The organism is Kitasatospora sp. NBC_00458, assembly GCF_036013975.1.
Lineage (GTDB): Bacteria > Actinomycetota > Actinomycetes > Streptomycetales > Streptomycetaceae > Kitasatospora.
In genome coordinates, this window is record NZ_CP107904.1 from 7114283 (window position 1) to 7140459 (window position 26177).

Sequence of the window (26177 nt, forward strand, 5' to 3'; positions counted from 1 at the left end):
ACGAGCCCCCGGCGACCCCTCGGCGGGGTCGTGCGATTGTGTTAGGTTAGGCTTACCTAATGTTGTTGGTCGGAGGGGACTTTCCTGTGCAGCAGTCCGAGCTCGCGCGCCCGGCGGCCACTCGCAGACTGGGGGAATCCAGGTGACCGCGGTGCATCACGCCCCCGCCGGGACGGACCACGCCGCCATAGGCGCGGCCAGCGGACTGCTGGGCCAGTACCGGGCCGCGCCCGACCAGGCGTTCTTCGCCTCCCCGACTCGCACCCTGCTCGCCGAGGGCGTGCACGCCAGGGTGCCGCAGGACGACCGGCCGCTGCCCGCCCGGGTCGCCGAGACGCTCGCCCAGGCCCGCCGGGACGGCGTCGAACGCCCGCTGGTGGTGGGCGCGGTGGCGTTCGACCACGACAGCCGGGCCGAACTCGCCGTCCCCGCGCGGGTCCGCGCCTGCGGTGCGCTGGGCGACGACCCGTTGATCGCCCTGCCCGCCCCGGCCGCCGACCGCATCGAGTGGGACGTCCGGCCGGTGCCCGCGCCGGAGGCCTACGGCGCGGGCGTCGCCGAAGCCGTCCGACGGCTCCGCGAGGGCGAGTTGAGCAAGGTGGTGCTCGCCCGGACGCTGGAGCTGAACGCCGCCGAGCCGCTCGACCTGCCCGCGATCCTGCAGCGCCTCGCCCGGCGCGACCCGGGCGGCTACACCTTCGCCGTGCCCGCCGGCTCCGGCCGCACCCTGATCGGCGCCAGCCCCGAACTGCTGCTCTCCCGCCGCGGCACGGCCGTCCTCGCCAACCCGCTGGCCGGCTCCGTGCCGCGCAGCGCCGACCTCGGCGAGGACGTCCGCCGGGCCGCCGCGCTCCTGGAGTCGCCCAAGGACCTGCACGAGCACGCCGTCGTGGTCGACGCCATCCGCGCCGCACTTGCCCCCTACTGCCGCACCCTGGACGTGCCGGAGCGCCCCACCGTCGTGCGCACCGCCGCGATGTGGCACCTGGCCACCACGATCACGGCCGAACTCGCCGACCCGGCCGTCTCGGCCCTGGAACTGGCCACCGCCCTCCACCCGACCCCGGCCGTCTGCGGCACGCCGACGCCGCTCGCCCGCGAGGCGATCCGCGAGATCGAGCCGTTCGACCGGGGCCTGTACGCGGGGATGGTCGGCTGGGGCGACGCGGACGGCGACGGCGAGTGGGTGGTCACCCTGCGCTGCGCCGAGGCGGACGACCGCACCCTGCGGGTGTACGCGGGGGCGGGCGTGGTCGCCGAGTCCCGCCCGGAGGCCGAACTCGCCGAGACCAGCGCCAAGTTCCGCACCTTCCTGGACGCCGCCGGAGTGCCGCGGTGACCGGTGCGGTGGACGGCCCGGCCGTCTTCGCCTCGACCGCCGTCTCCGTCGCCGTTCCTGCCGGCGGCGCCGGTCCCGCCGCGGGTTCCGGCTCCGTCGGGGTGCGGCGCCCGCCGCCGCGCCCGGCCCGGCGGCACCGGCCCGCGGAGGGGTAGCGGCCCGCCCCGAGACTGCGGTGGTCCGCGCGACGCCGCGACGGTGTGCCCCACGGCGCGGGGTGCACCGTCGCGGACCCGGTCCCTACGGCCGGGTCGCGCGGGAGCGCCGCGGACGCGGCGGGGGCATCCGCCGGGTTCCGGCGGGTGCCCCCGTGACGCGTCCACCGGTGGGTGCCGGGTGCCTCGGGCCGTCCGGCCTCCGTTCGTCCAGCTTCCGGTCGTCCGGCCTCCGGCTGTCGGGCCGTCGGGCTGTCGGGTCGGCGGGTCGTCGGGTCAGAGCTCGAAGCCGGCCGGGAAGGGGTCGTCGGGCGACAGGAAGTACTGCGCGGTGCCGGTGATCCACGCCCGGCCGGTGACCGTCGGCACGACCGCCGGGCGGCCCGCGACCGTGGTCTCCTCGACCAGGCGGCCGGTGAACTTCGAGCCGATGAAGGACTCGTTGACGAAGTCGGCGCCGATCGCCAGCTCGCCGCGCGCGTGCAGCTGGGCCATCCGCGCACTGGTGCCCGTCCCGCACGGCGACCGGTCGAACCAGCCGGGGTGGATGGACATGGCGTGGCGGGAGTACGAGGCGTCCGAGCCGGGTGCCTCGAAGTAGACGTGCTTCACGCCGCGGATCCGGGCGTCCTCCGGATGCACCGGCTCGTCGGTCGAGTTGATCGCCTGCATGGTGGCCAGGCCGGCGGTCGTGATCTCGTTCTTGGCCTTCCGGTCGAACGGCAGCCCGTAGTCGTCGAGCCGCACGATCGCGTAGAAGTTGCCGCCGTACGCCACGTCGTAGCGGACGGTGCCGAACCCGGGGACCTCCAGTTCGGCGTCCAGCCGCTCGGCGAACGCCGGTACGTTGCGCAGGGTGACGTGGCGGGCGACTCCGTCGGTGACCGCCACGTCGACCACGACCAGCCCGGCCGGGGTCTCCAGCCGTACGGTCGTGACCGGTTCGGTCACGGCGACCATGCCGGTCTCCACCAGCACGGTCGCGACGCCGATCGTGCCGTGGCCGCACATCGGGAGGTAGCCGGACACCTCGATGAACAGCACCCCCCAGTCCGCGTCGGGCCGGGTCGGCGGCTGGAGGATCGCCCCGCTCATCGACGCGTGCCCGCGGGGTTCGGTCACCAGCAGGGTCCGGATGTGGTCGAGGTTCTCGCGGAAGTGGATCCGGCGTTCCGCCATCGTCGCGCCGGGGATCACCCCGACGCCGCCGGTGATCACCCGGGTGGGCATGCCCTCCGTGTGGGAGTCCACCGCGTGGAAGATTCGATTGGTGCGCATGTCATCCCTCTGGGGTCTGGTCGGGGTCGGAGGCCGGGGTTCCCGGTCGGTCCGCCGCGCAGGGGCGATCCTCACGTCAGTGATATGTCACATGACACAAGCTAGGTGGCGTTCGAGGGGGTGTCAACGATGCGCCCGGATGCGCTCCGGGCGGCGGCGTCGCGATCGGACGGCCAGTCAAGTAGCGGTCTGGAAAAGCCGTTTCGCCCTTCCGTCGATGGCCGGTGACTGCCCGGGGCGTGCGGATCAGAGGAGCTTGACCAGTCGGCGGTGGCCCGGGCCCCACCGGTAGCCGAGGGCCGAATTGACCGCGACCATCGGGGCGTTAGAGGCCTCGACCTCGGTGTGCGCGGTCCGCACGCCGAGCGCGGCGAGGTGGTGGGCGGCGTGCAGCTTGAGCGCCCTGGCCAGCCCGCGCCCGCGCCAAGGGCGCAGGACACCGGTGTAGTCGATGTGGCAGACGCGCGGATCCGCGGTCTCACGGACGGCCGTGACGCCGACGATCCGGCCGGCGGCCTCGGCGGTGAACACCCAGTCCGGGCGGCAGCCCTGGCCGGCCAGGGCCGCCGCGTGCCACTGCTCGAAACCCGGTATCGCCTCGGCGAACCCGGGGTTGTCGCGCAGCGTCTCGCGGTAGAGCCGGTGGAGCTGGCGGGCCGCCTGCGGCGTGCCGGAGGTGGCGAGGGTGCGGAGGTCGATGCCGGGCGGTGGCGGCGGCGCGGGGGGTAGGGCGTCCAACCTGGCCGTCGCGGTGCGGACATGGGCGTCGATGCGGTGGCCGCGGGCGACCAGCAGGCGGAGGAGTCCTCCCTGGTCGCCGTCGGGGGTGCCGCCGCCGTCACCGGGTTCGCCCCCGGCCTCGGCCCCGCCCTCGCCCCCGGTCTCGGTGTCGACGCGGTCGGCCGGGCCGCCGTCCGGCAGTTCGCCGAGCAGTCGGCGCGCGCGTGCGCCGCGGGCCCAGGCCTCCAGTCCGTCCAGGAGGGGGAGCAGCAGCTCCGGTGCCCGGCCGGGCGCGCCGACGACGAGCGAGGCGACGTCGCCCGGCGGGGTCCAGGGAGCCCGCCAGGCGGTCGCGAAGGCGAGCAGCTCCCCGGTGGGCCCCGGGTCCACCAGCCGGATCCGGCCGTGCCCGACCAGCAGGCCGTCGGAGGTGGTGGCAAGGCTGCCGACGGGCGGCATCGCCTCGTCCTGCGCCCGGAGTCGCTCCGCCGTGACCGGGTCCGGCCCGGCGGCGGACAGCAGTGCGGCCAGCGCCGGGTAGTCGGTGGCGGGCCAGAACGGGCGGATCATGCTGCTCCCATCAGGTGCGTCACATGTGACACCTTACTGTCTGGGCGCGGTGTCCCGCACGGGAATCCACCGCCGCCGTCCGCGCCGTCCGGCCTCGTCCGGGCGCCGGGGCCGCCGGTCCGCCGGGCGGCTGCGGGCCAGGTCGCGCGGGGTGGCGGCGCGTCGCGCCCGATGGTCCGAGGGGCTGGGAGCCCGCGCCGTGACATCGCACCGGGCCGCTCGGGCCGCTCGGGCCGCTCGGGCCGTCGGCGCCGTGCCCGGGTCCTGCCCTGCACCGGTGCGCGCGGAGGCCGTGTCGACGGCCGTCCGGATCCCCCGGTGCGGCCCGCGACTTCCGTGCTCCTCCGGCTGTCCGCCGCCGCGCCGCGGGGGCCGTGCGGCGGCCGGGGGCGGAGGCGTCGACCGCGCGGCCCCGAGGGGTGTGCCGGGTGCGCTCGTCCCGGTCGGAGGCCCGGCCGGGACCCGTCGCCCGGCCGGGGGTCGGGGGTCGGGGGTGGGAGTCGGCCGCCGGACGGGCGCGGCGGGTTGCTGCCCGGGCCGGCCGGGGATGTGGTCTGCTGGGGACGCGTCCGCCGGACGTCCGCGCCGTCGTGCGTCAGCCGTCTCCGGGAGGTCACCGATGCTCCGCCGCTCCGCCGTCGCCGTGCTCGCCCTGCTGCTCGGACCGGTCGCCGCCGTGGGCTGCTCCTCCGCGGCCACCCCCGACCACGGCACGGGCCCGACGCCCACCGGCACCCTGGTGTTCTCGCCCGCCGCCACCGCCACCACCCCCGGGGCGCCCGCGCCTGCCGGGACCGCCCCCGCGACCCCGTCCGACGGCACTCCCGCGGCCGCGCCGTCGGCGACCGCCGCGGTGGCCGTCCGGGCCACCGTCGCCCAGGACCTCGACGCCCCCTGGGGGTTGGCGGTCCTCCCGGAGGGCGACCTCCTGGTCGCCGAACGCGACAGCGGCCGGATCGTGCGCGTCGCGGCCCCGGACGGCGCGAAGACCGAGGCGGGCACCGTCCCCGGCGTCGAGTCCGGCGGGGAGGGCGGCCTGCTGGGCCTCGCCCTCTCGCCCGGCTTCGCCACCGACCACCTGGTCTACGCCTACCTCTCCACCGCCTCCGACAACCGCGTCGTCCGGTTCGACTACGACCCGGCCCGGCCGGCCGGCGGGCAACTCGGTTCCCCCACCTTCCTGTTGGAGGGGATCCCGCACGGCTCGCGGCACAACGGCGGCCGCATCGCGTTCGGCCCCGACGGCATGCTCTACGCCGGGACGGGCGACGCGGGCGACACGGCGCTCGCCCAGGACCGGGCCTCGCTCGGGGGCAAGGTCCTCCGCCTCACCCCGGACGGCGCCCCCGCCCCCGGGAACCCGTTCCCCGGCTCACCGGTCTGGTCGACGGGCCACCGCAACGTGCAGGGGCTCACCTGGGATCCCCAGGGCCGCCTGTGGGCCTCCGAGTTCGGCCAGGACACCTGGGACGAGCTGAACCTGATCCGCCCCGGCGGCAACTACGGCTGGCCGACGGTGGAGGGCGTCGGCGGCCGTCCCGAGTTCGTCGACCCGGTCGCCCGCTGGCGCACCTCCGAGGCCTCGCCGAGCGGCATCGCCTACGCCGACGGGGCCGTCTGGCTGGCCGCGCTGCGCGGTGAGCGGCTCTGGCGCGTCCCCCTCGACGGCGAAGAACCCGCCGCCCAGCCGCAGGAGTTCCTCTCCGGGGCCTACGGGCGGCTGCGGACCGTGGTGGCCGACCGCGACGGCACCCTGCTGCTCGTCACCAACAACACCGACGGGCGCGGCGACCCGCGCGCCGGCGACGACCGCGTCCTGCGGCTGACCGTCTCGTAGCGCACCGGCGGGCGGGCGCCTTCCGGGTCGCGCGCCCGCCCGGGTGTCCGCGCCGCCCGTCCGCGCCCCGCTTCCCCGCCCCGCGTCCCCCTCCCGTCCGTCCTCCCGTCCGTCCTCCCGTCCGTCCGCCGGTCCGGTGCGGTGGCAGGGGTGATCCGGGCGGCATTAGTTCACCCGTTCGAGGGGTTTGGAATCGGGATCCGCTCGGGCCCCGCCCCCGCCGGTCGCGTTGTCAGTGTGTCCCGTTACGTTCCTTCCATCACTGACCGACCAGCTGGGAGGAGAGCGGCCGTGGCGTGGGTTGATACGGGTGCGGGGGGCTATCAAGTGGCCCTGGACGACGAGGGAAAGGTGCTCTGCCGCAACGCGGCCGGGCGCCCGCTGAAGAGCGTCCCCCCGAAGCTGAACGACGATCCGGTCGTCGTCGGCCTCAAGCAGCTCACCGAGTGGCTGGCCGCGCACCGGCGCGGCTGCCTGGAGACCGCCGAGCGGTGGATGGTCCGCTCCCTGCCGGTGCCCGTCGCCGTCGTCACCGCCGTCTGGGCCGACGAGGCCTGGCAGGAGGTCCTGCGGGACCTCGTCGTCACCGGCCCGGACGGCTCCGTCGCCGGGTTCCTGCGCGGCGCCGACGCCGAGCGCGGGATCGGCCTGGTCGACCTCGACGGGGACACCGTCCGCCTCACCGGCGACGAGCTGCGGATACCCCACCCGGTCCTGCTGGACGACCTCGACGAGCTGCGCGAGTTCGCCGTCGAACTCGGCGTCTCCCAGCAGGTCCAGCAGCTGTACCGGGAGGTCTGGCACCGGCCGGCCGACGGCACCGGCACCTCGGTCGACACCTACTCCGGCGGCCGCTACGGGGCGCTGCGCGACCTGCTCGGCCGGTGCACCCGGCTCGGCTACCGGGTCCGCGCGGGTCACGCCGTGCTTCCGGTCGTCGAGGACGGCCGCGCGCTGGAGGCCCGGGTCTGGGTCGGCGACTACTACGAGTACGACGAGTGCGAGACGGGCTCGCTCAGCTGGGCGGGCCCGGACGGCGGGGTCCTGCCGCTCGCCGAGGTCGGACCGGTCGCCTGGTCCGAGGGGATGCGGATGGCCGCCGCACTGTACGCCGGCCGCACGATCGAAGGGGAGGAAGCCGCATGAGCACCACCGGAGTCGAGCGCGGGACCGCACGCGGGACCGAGCTCAGCGAGCGACTGCTGGAGGCCGGGGCGGTCCTTCCGTCCGGCACGCTGCCCGACGCCGGCGCGCCCGACAGCGCCGCCGACATCCTCACCGCCCGCGGCTACAGCCACCCGGTGCTCGGCGACCGCCGGATCGTCCGGCTGGTGCCGGGGGCGCTCGGGCCCGCGGAGGACCTCGCGGTCGACTTCCTCGGCCTCGTCCCCGCCGCCGAGCCCGTCGAGGTCGGCCAGGTCCGCCAGGAGGCGCTCGGCTTCCCCGCCTGGGCACTCGTCCACGACCCGGCCAACGGGCACCACGCGCTGGCCCTGGTCAAGGAGATGGAGCGGCTCGGCCGGCAGGCCAAGTCCAAGCCCGGCCACGCCAAGGACGGCTTCGAGGAGCTCGCCAAGCGCCTCGGCCGCGCCGTGCCGCACTTCCTGCCCACCTACTGCGAGGAGGTCGGCCGGATCTTCGTCGAGCAGGGCAACCAGACCTACGCCGGCACCTTCTTCGGCAAGGCCCGCGAGGCCGAGCGCACCCACAACCTCACCGTCGACGAGGAGCGGCTGCGGGCCGTCTTCCTGGAGTTCGCCCTCGCCGGCGCCCTCACCGTCAAGGCGCTCCGCCAGTACGTCAAGGAGCTGAGCGTCCGCCTCGACCCGGTCACCGCCTGGCAGCGGTTCCGCCAGCTCTGCACCGAGCGCTCGGCCGCCGGGATGGCCCCCTACGCGGGGGTCGCCGAGGACGCCCGGGCCCTGCTCCGGGCGGCCGGGCTCGACCGCGACGAGCACGAGCGGGCACTGCTCGCCGAGCTGCTCGCCTCACCCGCCGTCAACCGGGCCCCCACCGCGTTCTGGAAGAGCTGGCACACCGCCGTCATCGAGCTCGGCAGGAGCGACGCCGCCGTCCGCGCCCGCCTGCTGGAGATCCTGCCCGACCCGGCCGGTGTCGAGGACCGCAACGCCCAGGACACCGCCTGGCTCACCGTCCTCGCCGAGAGCGGCGCCGACCGGCTGCTCACCGAACCGGCCGGCGGCACCGCCGGGGCCGGGGAGCCGCTCCCGGACGCCGCCCCGCCCGCCGAACCCGCCGCGGCCTGGCTACAGCGCTGGGTCAACCACCTCGGCCGGGGCTGGCGCGACAGCGGCCTCAGCACCGAGACGACCGCCCTGGTCGCCCGGATGACGGACCGCCTGCGCACCGAGGCCGTCCCGGTCGACCTCTTCACCGGGGTGCGCCGCAACCCCACCCAGATCGAGCTCCTCGACCTGCTGCTCGCCGCGGGCGTCCCGGTCGCCGACCCGGCCGACGGGCACACCTTCCACCTCCCCGCCTGGGTCCAGGTCTCCGGCACCGACGGGCGCGACCTCGCCGCCGTCGCCGCCGACCCCCGCTTCCGGCCGGCCCTGCGCGCCGCCGTCCCCGAGAGCTGGAAGGCCGCCACCGTCAAGGGCGTGGCCGCGGTGCCGGTGCTGCGCGAGCTGTTCGTCGAGTGGTCCGACGCGCGCGCCGACGAACTCTCCGCCGCCCGCGGCCTGACCACCGCCGTCGACCTCCTCCGCAGGCTGAGCTCCAGCCGCGACGCCCTCCGCACCGAGAACCCGGCCGCCGCCGAGCGGATCGCCGCCCTCGACGTGACCGGCCTGCTCGCCCGCTCCCTGCGCACCGGCATCCTCGACGAACTCGGCTGGCCCGCCCTGGAGGAGGCGCTCACCCGCCTCGGCGTCAAGGCGAACGAGGCCCCGGGCTTCGGCGACGGCAAGAAGCTCCCCGACGGCCTCGTCGTCGAGGACGCCTGGCCGCACCTCATCCTGGTGCGCGGGGACCAGGCCCTGGTGGTCGGCGCGGAGGGCATCCTGCTCGAACACGCCCTGCGCATCCCCGACAAGCAGGAGTCCTGGCAGCGGCCCCGGTTCCGCTTCGTCGACGGTGAACTGCTGGTGGCCTGGTTCCACGAGCGCACCCAGCGCGCCTACTGGTCCAACCGCCCCACCGAGGTGTTCGACCTCGGCGGCGAGACCATCGCCTACTACTACGGCGGCTCCGGCGACCCCGACGAGCCGTCCATCCCGCTGCCCGGCGGCGGCCGCAGCACCGGCGAGCGCCCGCTGCACGCCGGCGACACCCGGATGCCCGCCGAGCACACCGTGCTCGGCGACGGCACCGGCTACTGGACGGTCCGCGTCGGCCGCGGCGAGGCCGTGGTCACCGAACTCGACCCGGCCACCGGCACCCTCGGCCGGGCCGCCGAACCGCCCAGGATCGCCGCCACGGCGGCCGCCGGCCGGCTCGACGTCCGGCGCACCCGGCTGCTGCCCCTCCAGCCCGGCCTGGAGGGCACCCCGCTCGGCACCGACGGCTCCGCCCTCGGCCGCTGGCTCCGGTCCGACGGCCGCCGCACGACCGCCGGCACCGCCGACGGCACCACCCTCGTCCTCGACAACGCGAGCGGCCACGGCCGGCTCCACCCGCTCGGCCGGGTCGGCCTGCCCGGCGGCGCCCACCCGCTGCTCGTCGAACTGCCCAACGACCACCTCGCCCTCCTCCTGCCGACCGACGGCGCCACCGCGGCCGGTACCGACGGCCCGGCCGTCATCGAGGGCGACGACACCGCGGCCACCTCCGACTTCCAGCCCTGCCGCCCCGGCGGCCGGGGCGCCGCCGGCACCGCACTGGTGCCGCCGGTCGACCACTGGCACGCACTGCGGCCGCGCGACGAGGAGGGCTCCCTCCGACTGCGCGCCGTCACCACCGAGGAGGCCGCCCGGCTGATCGACGCCGCCTGGCCGGTCGACGCCGAGCCGGTCCCCGAGGACCGCCGGCGCTGGATCACCGTCCAGGGCGTGCGCCGCCGGATCGTCAGCGGCAAGGCCAAGAAGGGGCTCCCGGTCAAGGCCGTCGCCGAGGTCCTGCCCGGCGTCGGGGACCGGCTGCTGCTCGCCGGCGTCGCCGGACTCGCCCGGACCGCCGCCGACCTGCTCGACCAGATCGCCCGCTACCTCCCGCAGCCCGAGGCCGGGTCCCGCTCCGGCGAGGGCGGGGGCGCCTCCGCGCTCGCCTACCGGCCCGAGCACGGGACCGACCACGAGCTCAGCGAGGCCGTCACCCTGCTGATGCCCGCCGTCGGCGGCTTCGGCCGCAACTGGGACCGGGCCGCCAACTGGCGGGTCCTCAACAACCTCCGCGCCGTCACCGCCGTCCTCGCCGAACCGCCCGCGGCCACCGGGGAGACCTGGACCAGCCCGCTCCGGATCGGACTGCACGGCGACGACAACCACCACGGCTGGCTGCACCTGCTGGGCCGGCTCGGCACGGCCGCCTACGCCGCCGCCGCCCCGCTCACCTCCGACGCCGCGCGGGCCTCGCTCGCACTGCTCCTCACCGAGCTCACCAGCGGACCGCTGGCCGACCGCGGCGCCACGATCCGGGAGGTCCTCCTCACCGAGCCGCTCACCAACCCCCAGGCGACCTCCGGGAGCAAGCACGAGAAGCGGGCCGGCCAGGTGTGGCGGCTCGGCGACCGCACCGTCGTCATCCTCGGCTGCAGCCACCACGAGGACGACCGGGCGTACTGGCTCGCCGTCGACCACGACCCGAGCGGCGCCTTCGGCGCGGTCGCCCACTTCGGCACCGGCCGCGAGCGCACCACCGAGGAGACCCTCACCCCCGACTGGGTCGCCCGCTTCACCGCACTGCTCGCCGAGCACGGCGGCATCACCCACCGGCTGGACCGCGCCGCCGACTTCGGCGAGCGCACCGGCATCGGCGCCACCCGCGCCACCATCCTGCTCAGCCCGACCGCCGCCCTCGTCCAGTGGTACGGCGCCCCGCTGCCCGCCGACCGGCTCAAGGAGTACGGCCTCAAGTCCGCCGAGGCCAAGGCCGCCCGCGACTGGCTCCGGGACCGGGACCGGACCGCCCTCGCCGACGTCTGGGCCGCCCTGCTGCCCGCCGACCCGGCGGACCTCTGGACCGAGGGCCCCGACACCGCGGCCGCCGCCGCGACCTGGACGGACCGGCTCGGCGAGCTCGTCACCCTGCCCGCGGAGGCCCAGGCCACCGTCAGCGGTGTCGGCATCGAGCACATCGAGGAGGTCCTCAACGCCTCCCGCACCCCCTGGATCAGCCGCACCACCCGCCACCGGCTCCGCCCCGAGGACAAGGGCGGTGAACTGCGCCTCCAGCCCGAGGACCCCGGCGCCCTTCCCGCGTACGGCAGCATCATCGGCGCCGTCGACGCCCTCCGCTGGCTCGCCTACCACCTGCCCTACGAGAGCCCGCTGCGCCCGCTGCTGCCGGCCGCCGCCGCCGCGCTGCGCGCCCGCCTCGCCGATCCCGACCTGCTGCTCTCCTACGGGTACGTGCACACGGTCAAGGGCCGCTCGGTCGCCGAGGTGCTGCGCGCCCGGTTCGGCCTGCCCGCCGAGGGCGGCGCCGACGAGGACGGGCTGGTCCGCTGCGGCGAGGCCGTCGTCCTGTCGCCGGGTCGGGAGGGTGAGGAGACCTGGCTGCGCCCGGCCGGCCTCACCGGCGCCGACGACCCGGTGCTGGAGCTGCTCGGCGGCCTCGCCGAGGGCTACTGGTTCGCGAGTCAGCGGCCCGCCATCGGGGCGATCGTCGGCGGCGAGCCGGAGCGACTGGCCGCTCTGCCCGGGCCGGTCGCGCCCGCGTCCGCCGACCCGGACGCCGCCCCCTCCTGGCCGCACCACCCACAGGTCAGCGTGCCCGACCTCGTCGCCGAGGTGGCCAAGACCCACGAGATCGGCGAGGACGCCGCCGCGCTCTACCTCCAGCTGCTCGCCCTCCCCGACCCGACCGACCGCAACGTCGCCCGGTGGACCGGCTGGAAGCCCGCCCGCCTCAAGCGGGCCCGGGCCGAACTCGCCGCGACCGGACTCGTCCTGGAGGCCAAGCGGGCCCGGGCCGGCCGCACTCTCTTCCTCCCCGGCGGCTGGCAGGAGGCCAAGGCCCCCGGCCTGCCCGTCGAGACCTGGAAGTCCGGTCTCTACGAGCTGCCCACCCACCGGCCGGTGCTGCCCCGCCAGGTCGTCCCGGAGCTGTTCGCCCGGGCCTGGCAGCGCGTCACCGACGGGGACACCCCCGGCTACGAAGAGCTCCAGACCGGCAAGCGCAGGAAGGCCCGCCGATGACCAGCGCCACCACCACCGAGGAAGCCGACACCGCCATGGAACCCGCCGTCCCGGAGCCCGCCGCCCGGCAGATCGTGCCGCCCGAGGAGCGGTACGCCGCCGAACTGGAGTTCCTCGCCGCGTACGACTCCGGCCCCCGCCCGCCCGGCTGGCGGCTCACCCCGCGCGCCGTCGTCACCTTCGTGATGGGCAGCGGCGGCGAGAAGCTCAAGGCCGGCCGCAAGAGCCTCGTCGTCGAGCAGAAGTTCGTCGGCGAGCGGGCCCTCGTCGAACGCTGCGTCGTCACCCTCGCCGGCGAGCGCGGCCTGCTGCTCGTCGGCGAGCCCGGCACCGCCAAGTCGATGCTCTCCGAACTGCTCGCCGCCGCCGTCTGCGGCACCAGCGGGCTCACCGTCCAGGGCACCGCCGGCACCACCGAGGACCAGCTCAAGTACGGCTGGAACTACGCCCTCCTGCTGGCCAAGGGCCCCAGCCGGGAGGCACTGGTGCCCTCCCCGGTGCTCACCGCGATGACCACCGGCGCGGTCGCCCGGGTCGAGGAGGTCACCCGCTGCCTCCCGGAGGTCCAGGACGCCCTGGTCTCGCTGCTCTCCGAGCGGCGGATCGCCGTCCCCGAGCTGGCCGGCGGACCGGACGCCCAGCTGCACGCGGCGCCCGGCTTCACCCTGATCGCCACCGCCAACCTGCGGGACAAGGGCGTCAGCGAGATGTCCGCCGCGCTCAAGCGGCGGTTCAACTTCGAGACGGTCGGCCCGATCGGCAGTCTGGCCGCCGAGGTCGAGCTGGTCCGCCGTCAGTCCACCGCCGCCGTCGCCCGCGCCGGCGCCCCCTACGGGGTGGACGACGCGGTGCTGGAGGCCCTGGTCACGGCCTTCCGCGACCTGCGCACCGGCCGCTCCACCGAAGGCTGGGACGTCGAACGGCCCTCCACGGTGATGAGCACCGCCGAGGCCGTCTCGGTGGCCACCGCCCTCGGTGTCTCCGCCGCCTACCTCCCCGACGGCGGGGACCTCCTCGGCCGGCTGCCCGGTCAGCTCATCGGCGTCGTCCGCAAGGACGACCCGGCCGACGCCGCCCGCCTGCTCGGCTACTGGGACGGCCCGGTCCGCCGCCGCGCCGAGCAGGGCGCCGGCACCTGGCGCACCCTCTGGGACCTCCGGACGGCCCTGGAGACGTGAGCTGACCACGCGCACCGCCGCCGGGTCCGGCGGCGGTGCGCCACCCGGCACCCTGCGCCACCACGGTGCACCGGGAACCCCCGGCCGGCCCGCCGACCCGGCGGGTCCGGCCCCCGGACCCGCCCCACCCCCAGACCGATCCAGACCCGTTCCAGACCCGTTTCACACCGGAGAGGTGAACACATGAGCAGCGCGGTGCTGCCCGACCAGGCGGGCGTCGACGACCCGCGGGAAACGGTCGGGACGGAAGCGGCCCGGCTGGCCGCCTCCGGACTCGACGCGCCCGGGCCGTACCTGATCGGGGTGCGCCACCACGCGCCCTCGCTCAGCGCGGTCGTACCCGCACTGCTCGACGCCGCCCGACCCGAGGTGCTGCTGGTCGAGCTGCCGGCCGAGTTCCAGCCCTGGCTCGACTGGCTCGCGGACGAGTCCACCCGGGCGCCGGTCGCCCTCGCCGCCGCCCCCGGCGGCCCCGGGGGCCCCGGCGAGGAAGGCGGCGACGCGGGCAACGGCGCGGGTGGGCTCGCCTTCTACCCCTTCGCCGACTTCTCGCCCGAGCTGGCCGCCCTGCGCTGGGCCCGCCGCAACGGCGTGGCGACGGTCGCCTGCGACCTGCCGCTCGCCCACCGGGACACCGGGCACCGCCGGACCGCCCCGGCGGCGGGGGAGCGGACCGCCGCCGACCCCCGCCCCGGCGTGGCGGACGCACTCCGGCACCGCCTCACCGGCCGTGACGACGACGATGACCTGTGGGACCGCCTGGTCGAGACCGCCGCTCCCGGCTCCACACCGGAAGCCGTCCGCCGCGCCGCCCTGCTGGTCGGCTGGGCACTGCGCCGGGACGCCGAGGAGGGCCCCGGCGTCGACCCGTACGACCTGCGGCGCGAGGCCTGGATGAGGGCCCGGGTCGAGGAGGCCTCGGCGGGCGGCCGCCGGGTCGCCGCCGTGATCGGCGCCTTCCACGCCCCCGTCCTGACGGCCGCCCACCCGGCCGACCCCGCCCCGGCCGGTGGTCCGGCCGACCCCGTCGGCCCGGCGAGCCCCGCCGACCCCGCAAGCCTCACCGACCCTGCGAGCCCCGCCGGTCCCGTGGGCACCGGAGGGACCGCCCCGGCCGTCGGCCACGTCGTCTCGCTGATCCCCTACACCTACCCGCTGCTCGACGCCCGCTCCGGCTACCCGGCCGGCATCCGCGACCCCGAGTGGCAGCACACCGTGCTCGACGCCGCGGGCGACCCGGACCGGCTCGCCGAGGCGCTCACCGTCACCGCCGTCCGCATCTGCGGGGCGCTCCGCAACCAGGACCACCCCTCCGGCCCGGCCGACGCCCGCGAGATCGTCCGGCTCGCCGGTGACCTCGCCCGGCTGCGCGGGCTCGCCGCCCCCGGCCGGGGCGAGCTGGTCGAGGCGGTGCAGACCGTCCTCGCCCAGGGCGAGCCGCTGGGGCGCGGACGGGCCGTGGCCCGCGCACTGGAGCGCGTCCTGGTCGGCACCCGCACCGGTCGGCCCGCACCGGGAGCCCCGCGCAGCGGCCTCGCACCCGCGGTCGAGGCGCTGCTCACCGAACTCGGCCTCCCCGGCCCGGGCGACACCGCCGAGTCCGCCCCGCGCGACCTCCGTCTCGACCCGCTGCGCTCGCCCCTCGACCGGCGCCGCGAACTCCTCCTGCAACGGCTCGCCGTCTGCGGCGTCCCGTACGGCGAACCGGTCGCCACCGCCGGTGCCGGCGGCACCGAGACCCTCTCCACCCGCTGGCGCGTCCAGTGGACCCCGCCCGCCGCCGCGATGCTCACCGTCGCCGGCACCCGGGGCGTCACCCCGGCCCAGGCCGCCGAGGGAGCGCTGCGCGAGCACCTGCGCCGTGAGCAGCAGGCGGACGGCCCGACCGCGCGCGACGTCCTCCGGGGCCTGGCCGACGCGGCCGCCTGCGGCCTCCCCGCCCTGGCGGACACCCGCCTGGCCCAGCTCACCGCCGTCCTCCCCGACAGCGGTACGCTCCCCGAACTCCTCGACGCCCTCGCCCTCCTGGACCGCCTCGGCGCCGGCCACGTCCCCGGCCTCGCCGTCGGCCCGTCGCCCGGTCCCGGGCGGACCGCCGCACCGACCACCGCCGGACCGACCACCGCCGACCAGGACGCCGCCGATCCGGTCACCGACCGTGCCACGGCGGCGCGGTCGGCGGCCATCGCGGCCGCCGGCGAGGTGGTGACGGTGGCGGCGGTCCGCCAGCTGGAGGGGCTGGGGGGCTCGGACGACCCGGCCGACGCCCGGGCACTCGTGGAGCTGGCCCGGCGTGCGGACCTCTCCGGCGGCATCCGGCTCGGCCACACCCTGGCCGAACTCGCCGACGCCGGCAGCCCGCTGGTGCGCGGTGCGGCCGGAGCGGTGCGGGTCCTGCTCGGACAGGAGGAACCGGCGGCGTTCGGCGACCGGGCGGCCTCCTGGGTGGACGGCGCGACCGGGCCCGAGGCCCGGCACGCGCTCGCCCGGTCGCTCGCCGGGCTCCTGACGGCGGCCGAGGGACTGCTCACGAGCGCCCCCGAGGTGCTCGAACCACTGCTGGAGCGCGTGGTCACCCTCGCCGACGACGCCTTCCTGGACCGCCTGCCCGCACTGCGCGGCGGCTTCGACACCCTTAGCCCGGCCGCCCGCGACCGGCTGCTGACCCAGGTCGAGGAAGGCCTCGGCGCCCGCCTCGACACCCTGCCGGACGAGGTGCCGCCCGCCCTGCTCGCCGACTGGTCCCGCGCCGACCTGGCCGCCCGGACCGCACTCGGCCGCCGGGGACTCCTCCCGGCCGCGCCCACCGCCCCGGACCGTCCGGGCCCAACCCCGGCCCCCGCCACCACCGCCCCCGTCACCACCGCCGTCACCACCACCGCCCCCGCGACCCCCGGAGCCCCCGCCGCCACCCCCGCCCACGCGCTCGGCCCCGCCGAGCGGTGGCGGCTGCTGCTCGGCCGGCCGGGCAGCGGCGGCCTCGCCGGACGCTCCGCCCGGCTCGCCACCGCCCTCGACGAGCTGTATGGGACGGGACACGGCGAGGGTTCCGGTCCCGGACTGGACGGCCGGGGCGGCGCCGGCGGCGGGCGCGAGGCGCCGTACCCGGGGGTGCGCGAGTGGTCCGAGGAACTCACCGCCCTGTTCGGGCCGGGCGTCCGGGAGGAGGTGCTGGCGGCCGCCGTCGCCCAGGGCCGGACCGACGCCCTGGCCGCGATCGACCCCGGCTCCGTCCGGCCCTCCGTCGACCTGCTGCGCACCGTGCTGGAGCACGCGGGCGGCCTGCCCGAGGCCCGGATCGCCGGGCTGCGGCCGCTGGTCCGGCGCCTGGTCGACGAGCTGACCCGGGAACTCGCGACCCGGCTGCGCCCGGCGCTCACCGGGATCAGCGTGCCGCGCCCGAGCCGCCGTCCGGGCGGCGGGCTGGACCTGCACCGGACGATCCGCGCCAACCTCGCCACCGCCCGTCCGGCCGAACCGGCCCCGCCCGGCAGCCACGGCCACGGCCCCGGGGGCGGTGACGGCGGCGGCCTGGTGATCGTCCCGGAACGGCCGGTGTTCCGCACCAGGGCGCGCAAGGCGTCCGACTGGCGGCTGATCCTGGTCGTCGACGTCTCCGGCTCCATGGAGGCCTCGACCGTCTGGGCGGCCCTGACCGCGTCGATCCTGGCCGGGGTGCCCTCGCTGAGCACCCACTTCGTCGCCTTCTCCACCGAGGTGGTCGACCTGACGGACCGGGTGGAGGACCCGCTGGGCCTGCTCCTGGAGGTCCGGATCGGCGGCGGCACCCACATCGCCGCCGGCCTGAAGTACGCGCGGGAGCTGGTGACCGTGCCCTCCCGCACGCTGGTCGCGGTGATCAGCGACTTCGAGGAGGGCGGTCCGGTCGGCGGCCTGCTCGCGCAGACCCGCGCGCTGGTCGACTCGGGCTGCCACGTGCTCGGCTGCGCCGCACTGGACGACACCGGGACGGCGCGGTACTCGAAGGCGGTCGCGGGCCGGCTGGTCGCGGCCGGGATGCCGGTGGCGGCGCTCAGCCCGCTCGAACTGGCCCGCTGGGTGGGGGAGAAGGTCCGATGACGGAGACGGGAGCGACGGGAGCGGTGGGAGCGGTGACGGAGACTGCGGTGGGCTGGCCGGCGGTTCGGCCGGAGGTGGTCGCCGAGGTGGTGGCCGGGCTCTCGGCGCGGCTGCAGAAGCGGCTGGACGGCGCGGCGGCCAAACTGGCGGGCCGCCCGGTGGAGCGCACCGGGGACGAGTGGCGGATCGCGGTGGACGAGGAGGCGGAGCTCGTCCTGTACGCGCCGGGCGGGGTGATCGCCGACCAGGGCGGCGTCCGCTGCGGCTGTCTGCTGGCGCCCGCGTGCGTGCACCGGGCGGCGGCGGTCACGGTCTGTCCGATCGCGGAGGACGATCCGGCCGGGCAGTCGGCCGAACACGTCGCCGAACGGGAGGCCGCCGAGGCCTCCGGCGCGGACGCGGCGGCGGCCCCCACCACGGCGCGGGGCCCGGCCGCCCGCCCCGGCGGCGCCGACGCTCCGCTCCCCGACGTCCTTCCCGACATCCTCACCGCCGCCGAGTCGGCTGCCGTCCGGGGGCTGCACCGGGCGGGTGCCGCCGTCCTGGCGGCGGGGGTCGGCGGCGCGGGCGCCGTGCTCCAGGCGGAGCTCCTGCGGGCGGCCCACCGGGCGCGGCTGGCCGGGCTGTACCGGCCGGCCGCCGCGGCGGTGGCGGTGGTCACCCGCGTCCGGGCGGCCCGTTCGGGTGAGCCGGACCACCGGCTGGCCGACCTGGTCGCCGGCCTGCGCGAGCTCCTCGGTCTGACCGCGGCCCTGACCGCGGCCCCGACGACCGGGACCGGGACCACGACCACGACCACGGCCGGGACACCGAATACCGCCGGGACACCGACCGGCGCTCCGGCCACCGTCCCGGGCGGCATCGCCGGCCTCCGGGGCACCTCCCGCCAGGCGTACGGCGAGGCGGGCGGGCTGCGGCTGTACGGGCTGTTCAGCGAGCCGGTGCTGACCCCCACCCACGCGGGCGTGGTCACCTGGGCGGTCGACTCGGGCGGCGCCCTGCACACGATCGCCGAGGTCATGCCGCACACCGACGCGACGACGGCGGCCCCGCAGGCGGTCGGAGCGGGGAACCGGGCGGTCCGCCTGGGGGACGCGCTGATCAGCCACCGCGAGTTCACCCGGGCGGGGCTGGCCGTCCAGGGCGCCACCCGGTCGGCGGCCGGGCGGCTCGGCGCGGGCGCCTCGGTCCGGGCGGTCCGCGCGGCGGGCGCGGCGTGGTCGGCGGAGCCGGTCGCCGGGCTCTGGGCCGAGCCGCCGGCCGCCCAGGTCGAGCGGGCACTGGCGGCGGCGGCACTGCCCCCGGAGAGCCGGCCCGCCGGAGGCGAGCTGCTCTTCCTGGACGTGACACTGATCGGTGCCGTCCCGTACGGGACGGGCGGGGCGTCGCAGCTGCTGGCCGACTGCGGGGGGACGCTGGTCGCCCTCCGTGCGGCCCACGACCACCCGGGGCTGGCCCACCGGGGCAACCTCGCCCTGCTCGCCACCGCGCCGGGGCTGCGGCTGAGGGTGATCGGCCGGTTGGAGCGGGCCGCCCGTCCGGAGCTGCGGCTACTGGCGGTGGGGGCGCCGGCCGACGGCCCGCACCCGGGGGAGCCGGCGCTCGCGCTGCCCGCCGACCGGGCGGGCCGGGTGAACCTGGGACTGGAGCGGCTCCAGACGGCGGACCTCTCCGTCCCGATCCCGGCCCCGATCCCGGCCCCGATCCCGATCCCGGCCCCGACCGCCCCCGGCCCTTCGGGCACCCCTGCCCCCTCGGTCACCGTGGCGGCCGCTCCCGCCCCGGAGCCGCCGGAGGCCCTCACGGACCGGGCCGGACTCGCGGCCCCGGTCCACCTGCTCACCCGCCGGGTCGACCAGGCGGTGACCGGTGGCAGGGCCGCGCTGACGCTCACCGTGCGGACGGCCGACGGCGCCCGTTCGGTGGACGGCGACCGGGCTCGGCTGCGGTCGGCGGGCCTGGCCACCGGAGCCGCGCTGCTGGACGGCCTGCGCTCGGCGGCGGCGGACCAGCGGCGCGACGTCTTCGGCCGGGTGGTCGCGGACGACCACGAGGCCTTCGCCCTGGCGTGGCTGGCGGCGGCCTGGTACGGGGAGGAGCTGGCCACGGCACTCTGCGCGGGCGCCTGGACGTCGTCCACCGCCCTGACGCCACCCGCCGTGGCGGGGGCCGTCCAATCGCCGCTGTCATCGCAGCCATGAGGAGAGGTACTTGCACGAGCAGGTAAACGGCGCCGAATGGCATACTGGGAGGACGTGAAACGTTCGACCGGTTGTCATACCGGCGACCGGCAGCAGACGACCGGCACGGCACGGCACAGCGGGACGACCGGCACAGAGAGGCTCCAGCCATGGGTATCCAGGACGATGCCGCAGAGATCCGCGCTTCCGGCTGGCGCACGCTCGCCGCACTGCACGGCCTGATCGACTCGGCGCTGGAGAAGGCCCTGCAGGCCGAGCAGCGGCTCTCGGTGGTCGAGTACACGGTGCTCGACGCCCTCTCCCGGCAGGACGGCTGGCACATGCGGATGCAGCAGCTGGCCCGGGCGGCCGCGTTGAGCAGCAGCGCGACCACCCGGCTGGTGACCCGGCTGGAGGACCGGGGGCTGCTCAGCCGCTACCTCTGTGCGGACGACCGGCGCGGCATCTACACGGAACTGACCCCGCAGGGGCGCGAGCTCCTCCAGGCGGCCCGGCCGGTCCACGACGCGACCCTGGAGGCGACGCTCGCCAAGGCGGCCGACGTCCCCGAGCTGGCACCGCTGGTCCGGGCGCTGTACGAGCTGGAGCTGACTCCCACGGCACCGGTCAGGGCCTGAGCACCCGCCCGGCCCGTCCCCGCTCCCCGCTCTCCGGTCGAGGTGGGTCGGGGACCGGCCGCGGTCAGCGGTGCGCGGCGAGCGCCTCGCGGTGGACCCGGTCGAGGAGGGCGAGCAGCAGTTCCTTGCTGGAGGCGCGGTCCCGGACGTCGCACAGCACCACCGGCACGCCCGGGTCGAGGTCCAGGGCGTGCCGGACGTCGTCGGGGGTGCAGTCGCGCCGGCCGTGGAAGCAGTTGACCCCTATGGCGAACGGGATGCCGCGCTGCTCGAAGAAGTCCACGGCGGCGAAGCTGGACTCCAGCCGCCGGGTGTCGGCCAGCACGATCGCGCCGAGCGCACCGAGGGCGAGGTCGTCCCACATGAACCAGAACCGGAACTGCCCGGGCGTGCCGAACAGGTAGAGCACCAGGTCCTCGCGGACGGTGATCCGGCCGAAGTCCATCGCGACGGTGGTCGTGGACTTGCCCTGGATGCCGTCGAGGCTGTCGACCCCGATGCTGGCGCGGGTCATCCGTTCCTCGGTCTGCAGCGGTTCGATCTCGCTGACCGAGCCGACCATGGTGGTCTTGCCGACGCCGAAGCCGCCGGCGACGAGGATCTTGACCGCGCCCGGCACCAGGCTCTGGGTCGTCACGTCGGGTCTCCTGGGGAGGAACTGAGCGGAACACGGAACGGGGAGAACGGGAACAGCGGGGAGAACTGGGAGAACTGGCAAGCGGGACTGCCATGGGGACCGGGCGGAGCGGCCCGCGGCCGGTCAGAGCCGGCGGACGCCCTCGATCACGGCCCGGATCAGCGAGATGTCCGGGGCGTCGGCGAGTTGGACGGGTGCCCGGGTGAGGATCATCCGCGCCTCGACGAGGTCGTCCAGCAGCACCTTGACCACGCTCACCGGCAGGTCCAGGCTGGCCGCGATCTCGGCCACCGCCAGCGGGCGTTCGCGGCAGAGGTCGATGATCGCGGCCGGTTCGGGCGTCAGCCGGCTGGTGTCCGTGCGCGGGTCGGCGGTGACCACCAGGGTGATCAGCGCGAACCCGTCACGGACCGGCCCGGTGCGCCCGTTGGTGATGGCGTAAGGACGGACCAGATGGCCCGCGTCCTTGTCGAAGAACCAGGCCTCCTCGGCGTCGACGGTCACGCACTGCCACCCGCGCCCGACAGGCCGGCGTCGCTGCGCGGCGCCGCGGTGAGGTACTGGCCGACCTGCTTGACCAGCATGTTGATCTCGTAGGCCATCAGTCCGGCGTCGACCGCCTCGCTGGTGAGGACGGCGAGCCGGGCGCCCTGGCCCGCGGTCGTGACGAACAGGAACAGCTGGTCCATCTCGATCACGGTCTGCCGGACCCGGCCGCCGTTGAACCGGTGGCCGGCGCCGCGGGCCAGGCTCTGGAGTCCGGAGGCGACGGCCGAGAGGTGCTCGGCGTCGGCCCTGTCCAGGCCCTGGGAGAGCCCGACCAGCAGGCCGTCCTCGGAGAGGACGATGGCGTGCCGGGTCTCCGGGACCCGCGCCACCAGCTGGTCCAGCAGCCAGTTGAGGTCGCGCTGGGTGTCGGTGTGCTGCTGCGTCATCACTGCTGTTCCTTAGCTGCGGAAGGTGCGGCCGGTGCAGAGGGCGCGGCCGGTGCGTCCGAGTCGGGTGCCGCCTCGCGGGCGGTGCGGGTGCCGCGCTGGATGGCGGCCATGGTGGCGCGCGAGCGCTGTGGCGCGAGGTCGTCGGCGGCCGGGCCGGGCCGGCCGTACGGGTTGGCGGCGCCCGGGGCCGCCGTGCCGGGGGCGGTGCCGGTGCCGGTGCCTGCCGCCGTGGCGCCCGGGCGGGCGGCCGGCGGGAGCAGCGCGCCGGGGGCGTGGGCCTCCCGCAACTGCTCGGCGAGGCTGGCGTTGCGGACCCGCTGGGGCAGGACGCGGGGGGTGCGGAGCTCGCCGTCGGGGCGGTGGTCCAAGGCGGCCTCCCCGGCGCGCTCGTGCGTGGGTGCGGGCGTCCCGGCCGCAAGCGTGTCACCGCCGCCGCCGTCGGCCCCGCCGGTGCCCGGCGTCTCCGCGGATCCGTCCGCCCACCGCCCGGCGGGCGGGTCCACCGCTTCGCCGGACTGCTCGTCGTAGGGCCGGGGCAGGACGGGCCGCGGTACCACCACCGCGCCCGGCAGCCCGGGGATCTCCGCGCCGACGGCCAGGCCGCCGTTGACCGCGGAGCCGTCCTCGCCCCGTGCGCCGCCCATGGGGTAGCGCGCGAGCAGCTCGTCGATCGCCGGGCCGTTCCCGCCGTCGGACGCCCCGACACCGGGGATCCCTCCCGGGGGCGTACCGTCCGGGGGCGCGACCTCGCGCCGCACCGGCCCGCCCGTCAGTGCCGGAGAGGTGGCGGCCGGACCGGTGAAGGCCGGAGCCGCGAAGTCCTGGCCGGGGGCGGTGGTCCCGAGGTCCTCGGCCGCCGGAGCCGCGGGGCCCGCACCGGTGGAGCCCGCACCGCCGGCCGTACCGGAGCCGCGGGGCCCCGTCGTCGGCGTGCCCAGCAGTCCGCCGAGCACACCGGCCAGCGCGCCCGACAGCTCCTCGTCGATCTCGCCGAGGTCCGCGTCCGCACCCGGCAGGGGGTCGGGCACGGGCGTCCGGGTGACCCGGGCGCCGGCCGGCAGGCCGGGCACGGAGGCGGCCTGCTCGGCCTGCTCCAGCAGGACCGCCGGGACCAGCACCACGGCCCGCGTCCCGCCGTACGGGGAGGGGCGCAGGGTGACCTGGATGGCGTGCCGGGCGGCCAGCCGGGCGACCACGAAGAGGCCGAGCCGCAGGTCGTCGCCGAGCGCGGAGACGTCCAGTTCGGGCGGGTTGGCCAGGTAGTCGTTGAGGCGGTCGTACTCGTCCCCGGTCATGCCGAGCCCGCGGTCCTCGACCTCGACGGCCAGGCCCTTCGGGACCTCCTGCGCGGAGACCTGCACCTGGGTGTAGGGCGGGGAGAAGGTGGTGCCGTTCTCGATCAGTTCGGCGACGAGGTGGATCACGTCGGCGACGGCCTGGCCGCTGAGCGAGGAGCGGGGCACGCCCTGGACGACGACGCGCGCGTAGTTCTCGGTCTCGGAGACGGCGCTGCGCAGCACGTTGACCATGGGGACGGCGTTGCGCCAGCGGCGGGCCGGGAGGGCGCCGCCGAGGATGACCAGGTTCTCGGCGTTGCGCCGCATCCGGGTGGCGAGGTGGTCGACGGCGAACAGCTCGCGCAGCAGCTCGGGTTCCTCGTGCTCGCGCTCCAGCGCGTCGAGCATGCTGATCTGCCGGTGGATCAGGATCTGGGTGCGCCGGGCGATGTTGAGGAAGACCTTCTTCGTCCCCTCGCGCCCCTGGGCCTGGTGGATGATGGCGGCGACGGCGGCCTGGCGGACGGCGGCGAGGCCGTCGGCGGTCTGCTGCACCTCGTCGCCGACCCGCCGGGCGGGTGCCCAGGCGGGCGGGGCCGGGACGGACTCGCCGGACTGGAGCCGGCCGACCACCTGCGGGATCTCGTGCTGGGCGATCGCGAGGGTGTCGGCGCGCAGGCCGGAGAGCCGGGCCGACAGGGTGCGCGCGACGCGGACCCCGCGGACCAGGCTCCAGAGCAGGACGGCGGCGACGGCGGTGCTTCCGGCGTAGAGCGCGGTGCGCTCCCCGGAGTCGCGCAGCAGGTAGGCGGCGTAGCCCCAGGCGGCGGCGAGGCCGAGGCAGGGGACCAGCGCGAGCGCGAGGAGCGAGCTGCGGAGGGAGCCGGACCGGCCGGCGCGGTGGCCCGTGCGGGGGGCCGATATGCCTGGCATCTGATTCCTTGTAGCAGGGCCGAACGGCGGGGTCGCCCGTGTGCGGTACCGGCCGGGGCTTCGGGGGCGCCACGGCCGGCGGCTCCCGGAGGGGATGACGCTGCGTCACCGTCCGGGCGAGTGCAGCACGGCCGCCGACTGCAGGCACGCTACCAGCCCCAGGTGCCCTCCCTGCAACATCAACTGACGATATGTGAACGGCCGGTGACCGGGTCATCCGTCGCCGCGGGTGTCGTTCGACCAGGGAACGTCGCTGGTCAGCGGAGTTCCGGAAAACGCCTGACGGCTTTCCGGCGGCCGGGGTGCGGCCACCGGAAAGCCGTCAGGGACAGGTCAAGCGGGGCGGGGTCGGGGGAACGGTTCGTCCGGCCGCGCGGGCCCGGCGGGAGAGGACCCCTGGTGGGACCGCCCCTCGGGGGCGACCGGGGGCGCCCCCGAGGGGGACCGGGGGCGACCGGGCGACGGGCCGGCTCAGCCGGCCAGTGGCATCCGGAACACCGCGCCCACTCCCGCCGCCGTCTCGGCCTCCGCCTCCCGCTGGGCCAGTTCGGTCCACGCCCAGCTGGCCAGGCCGGCCAGTTCGGCGGACCACTGCTTCCCGTAGGTGCCCGAGGCCACCTGGCCGAGCCGCAGCCGCTGGATGTCGGAGGTGCCGGCCGGCGGGTAGACGTGGGTGGCGTCGCGCAGGTAGCGCTCGATGTGGAACTCCGTCTGCAGACCGCGGGCGGCGTGGATCTCCATCGCGTTGCGGGCCGAGTCCAGTGCGTACTCGGTGTTGATCAGCTTGGCGTTCATCAGCTCCGCGTCGCACGCCTTGCCGTGGTCCAGCAGGTGCGAGGCGTGGTAGGCGGCGAGCTTGGCGGTCATCAGCCGGGACTGCATCTCGCCCAGCTTCAGCGCGATGTTGGGCAGCTGGGAGAGCGGCTTGCCGTAGAGCATCCGTCCTTCCGCGAACCGCACGGTGTCCTCGACGATCGCCACGTGGATGCCGAGCGCCACGGCCGCGAGGTTCAGCCGTCCGTACAGGGTGGAGGAGGAGTACGCGACGTCCAGGCCCTGGCTCTCCCGGCCGAGCCGGTTGGCCACCGGGATCCGGCAGCCCTCGAAGACGATCTCGCCGAAGCTGAAGCCGTGCAGGCCGCTCTGCGAGCCGAGCGTGCCGGTGCGGAAGCCGGGGCGGTCGCTCTCCACCAGGAAGGCGGAGAGCCCCCGGCTGCCCTTGCCGGTCCGGAACACCACGCCGTGCACGTCGCCGATGTGCGAGTTGCCGACGAACCACTTCCGGCCGTCGAGCACGTACTCGTCGCCCTCGCGCCGGGCGGTGCCGGTCATGCCGAGGACGTGGCCGCCGGACTCCGGCTCGGTGACGGCGATGGTGGGCAGCGACTCCCCGGAGGCGAACTTCGGCAGCCAGTGCCGCCGTTGCACGTCGTTGCCGAAGTGGATGACCTTGGCGACGCCGAGCTGCGAGGCCTGGGCCATCGCGCCCATCGCCCCGCTGACCCGGGACAGCTCCTCGACGATCACGGTCTTCGCGAGGTGTCCGAGGCCCAGTCCGCCGAACTCGCGGGGGATGGTGACCCCGATCCAGCCACGGCGGGCGATCTCCCGGGAGAGCTCGAACTCGACCCGGCGGTCGGCTTCCATTCTGGCCACCTGCGGGCGTATCTCCTTCTCCGCGAACTCCCTTACCTCCGCTCGGAGGCATTCGTGTCGCTCGTCGGTGAAGTAATCCATCGCCATGCCGGGGTCCTCTCGGATCGTCTGGTGGTCGTGCCTCCGTCCGTGCAGCCGATCCGCTCCGGTCGCCCAGGTGTGGGGGTGGTGGGGTGGCGGCCGGTTGCCCCATTGCAGCCGGTGCGCGCGGAGTATCGGCGATGTCCAACGCTGCCCGAAGGAACCACCGTTTTCGGCAGGGCTCATTGTCATATGTGGCTTGGGAGTGCTCCATAGTGGATCTTCGATTGGCGAGATCCGGATCGTCCAAGGACGGCCGGGGATTGAGGCGGCCTCAGGAGGGGGAGATGATCGACCCCACTTTCCCCGGTCGGACGCGGAGTGGACCGGGCGTCGCCCACATGCGGCTTTGACTGAGCAGCG

Annotated in this window: 15 protein-coding genes; 8 read left to right on the forward strand and 7 right to left on the reverse strand. The window is 76.4% G+C overall.

The window, feature by feature from the left end; genetic code table 11:
* Positions 1 to 142 precede the first annotated feature (142 nt).
* A complete protein-coding gene (gene dhbC, locus OG550_RS29000) occupies positions 143 to 1339 on the forward strand; it encodes an isochorismate synthase DhbC (protein WP_442906091.1) in 1197 nt (398 codons plus the stop codon).
* A 431-nt stretch (positions 1340 to 1770) separates the two neighbouring features.
* Here the strand turns inward: dhbC and OG550_RS29005 are convergent, their stop codons facing one another.
* Positions 1771 to 2772: a proline racemase family protein gene (locus OG550_RS29005; RefSeq protein ID WP_327682466.1), complete on the reverse strand. Its 1002-nt coding sequence runs from the start codon at positions 2770 to 2772 to the stop codon at positions 1771 to 1773.
* 246 nt (positions 2773 to 3018) lie between these two features.
* Positions 3019 to 4062: a GNAT family N-acetyltransferase gene (locus OG550_RS29010; RefSeq protein WP_327682468.1), complete on the reverse strand. Its 1044-nt coding sequence runs from the start codon at positions 4060 to 4062 to the stop codon at positions 3019 to 3021.
* A 619-nt stretch (positions 4063 to 4681) separates the two neighbouring features.
* On the opposite strand from OG550_RS29010, the gene OG550_RS29015 reads away from it, so the two are divergent.
* The 7 genes from OG550_RS29015 to OG550_RS29045 all read left to right on the forward strand — a co-directional run bounded on the left by OG550_RS29015 (position 4682) and on the right by OG550_RS29045 (position 20292).
* Positions 4682 to 5899, forward strand: coding sequence for a PQQ-dependent sugar dehydrogenase (locus OG550_RS29015; protein ID WP_327682470.1), 1218 nt, complete (start codon positions 4682 to 4684; stop codon positions 5897 to 5899).
* A gap of 291 nt (positions 5900 to 6190) precedes the next feature.
* Positions 6191 to 7045, forward strand: a complete 855-nt coding sequence (locus tag OG550_RS29020; RefSeq protein WP_327682472.1) for a DUF4132 domain-containing protein — start codon at positions 6191 to 6193, stop codon at positions 7043 to 7045.
* On the forward strand, positions 7042 to 12216 hold the full coding sequence (locus OG550_RS29025) for a hypothetical protein (protein ID WP_327682474.1): 5175 nt from the start codon (positions 7042 to 7044) through the stop codon (positions 12214 to 12216). The genes OG550_RS29020 and OG550_RS29025 overlap by 4 nt, the downstream gene beginning before the upstream one ends.
* On the forward strand, positions 12213 to 13394 hold the full coding sequence (locus OG550_RS29030; protein ID WP_442906092.1) for an ATP-binding protein: 1182 nt from the start codon (positions 12213 to 12215) through the stop codon (positions 13392 to 13394). The genes OG550_RS29025 and OG550_RS29030 overlap by 4 nt, the downstream gene beginning before the upstream one ends.
* Before the next feature lie 183 nt (positions 13395 to 13577).
* The gene (locus tag OG550_RS29035) at positions 13578 to 17474 is read left to right on the forward strand and encodes a vWA domain-containing protein (protein WP_327682476.1); all 3897 of its coding nucleotides are present in this window, start codon (positions 13578 to 13580) and stop codon (positions 17472 to 17474) included.
* On the forward strand, positions 17471 to 19675 hold the full coding sequence (locus tag OG550_RS29040; RefSeq protein WP_327682478.1) for a hypothetical protein: 2205 nt from the start codon (positions 17471 to 17473) through the stop codon (positions 19673 to 19675). The genes OG550_RS29035 and OG550_RS29040 overlap by 4 nt, the downstream gene beginning before the upstream one ends.
* A gap of 149 nt (positions 19676 to 19824) precedes the next feature.
* Complete coding sequence (locus OG550_RS29045) at positions 19825 to 20292, forward strand: MarR family winged helix-turn-helix transcriptional regulator (protein WP_327682480.1); 468 nt, start codon at positions 19825 to 19827, stop codon at positions 20290 to 20292.
* 64 nt (positions 20293 to 20356) lie between these two features.
* On the opposite strand, the gene OG550_RS29050 is transcribed toward OG550_RS29045, so the two are convergent.
* From OG550_RS29050 to OG550_RS29070, 5 genes are all read right to left on the reverse strand, one after another.
* Positions 20357 to 20929, reverse strand: a complete 573-nt coding sequence (locus OG550_RS29050) for a GTP-binding protein (RefSeq protein WP_327682481.1) — start codon at positions 20927 to 20929, stop codon at positions 20357 to 20359.
* Between the two features lie 123 nt (positions 20930 to 21052).
* The gene (locus OG550_RS29055; RefSeq protein WP_327682483.1) at positions 21053 to 21433 is read right to left on the reverse strand and encodes a DUF742 domain-containing protein; all 381 of its coding nucleotides are present in this window, start codon (positions 21431 to 21433) and stop codon (positions 21053 to 21055) included.
* Complete coding sequence (locus tag OG550_RS29060) at positions 21430 to 21864, reverse strand: roadblock/LC7 domain-containing protein (RefSeq protein ID WP_327682485.1); 435 nt, start codon at positions 21862 to 21864, stop codon at positions 21430 to 21432. Before OG550_RS29060 ends, OG550_RS29055 begins: the two co-directional genes overlap by 4 nt.
* Positions 21864 to 24077 carry a sensor histidine kinase gene (locus tag OG550_RS29065; protein ID WP_327682486.1) on the reverse strand — a complete coding sequence of 738 codons (2214 nt, stop codon included), beginning with the start codon at positions 24075 to 24077 and terminating at the stop codon, positions 21864 to 21866. Before OG550_RS29065 ends, OG550_RS29060 begins: the two co-directional genes overlap by 1 nt.
* Before the next feature lie 471 nt (positions 24078 to 24548).
* The gene (locus OG550_RS29070; protein WP_442906093.1) at positions 24549 to 25820 is read right to left on the reverse strand and encodes an acyl-CoA dehydrogenase family protein; all 1272 of its coding nucleotides are present in this window, start codon (positions 25818 to 25820) and stop codon (positions 24549 to 24551) included.
* Positions 25821 to 26177: the final 357 nt, after the last annotated feature.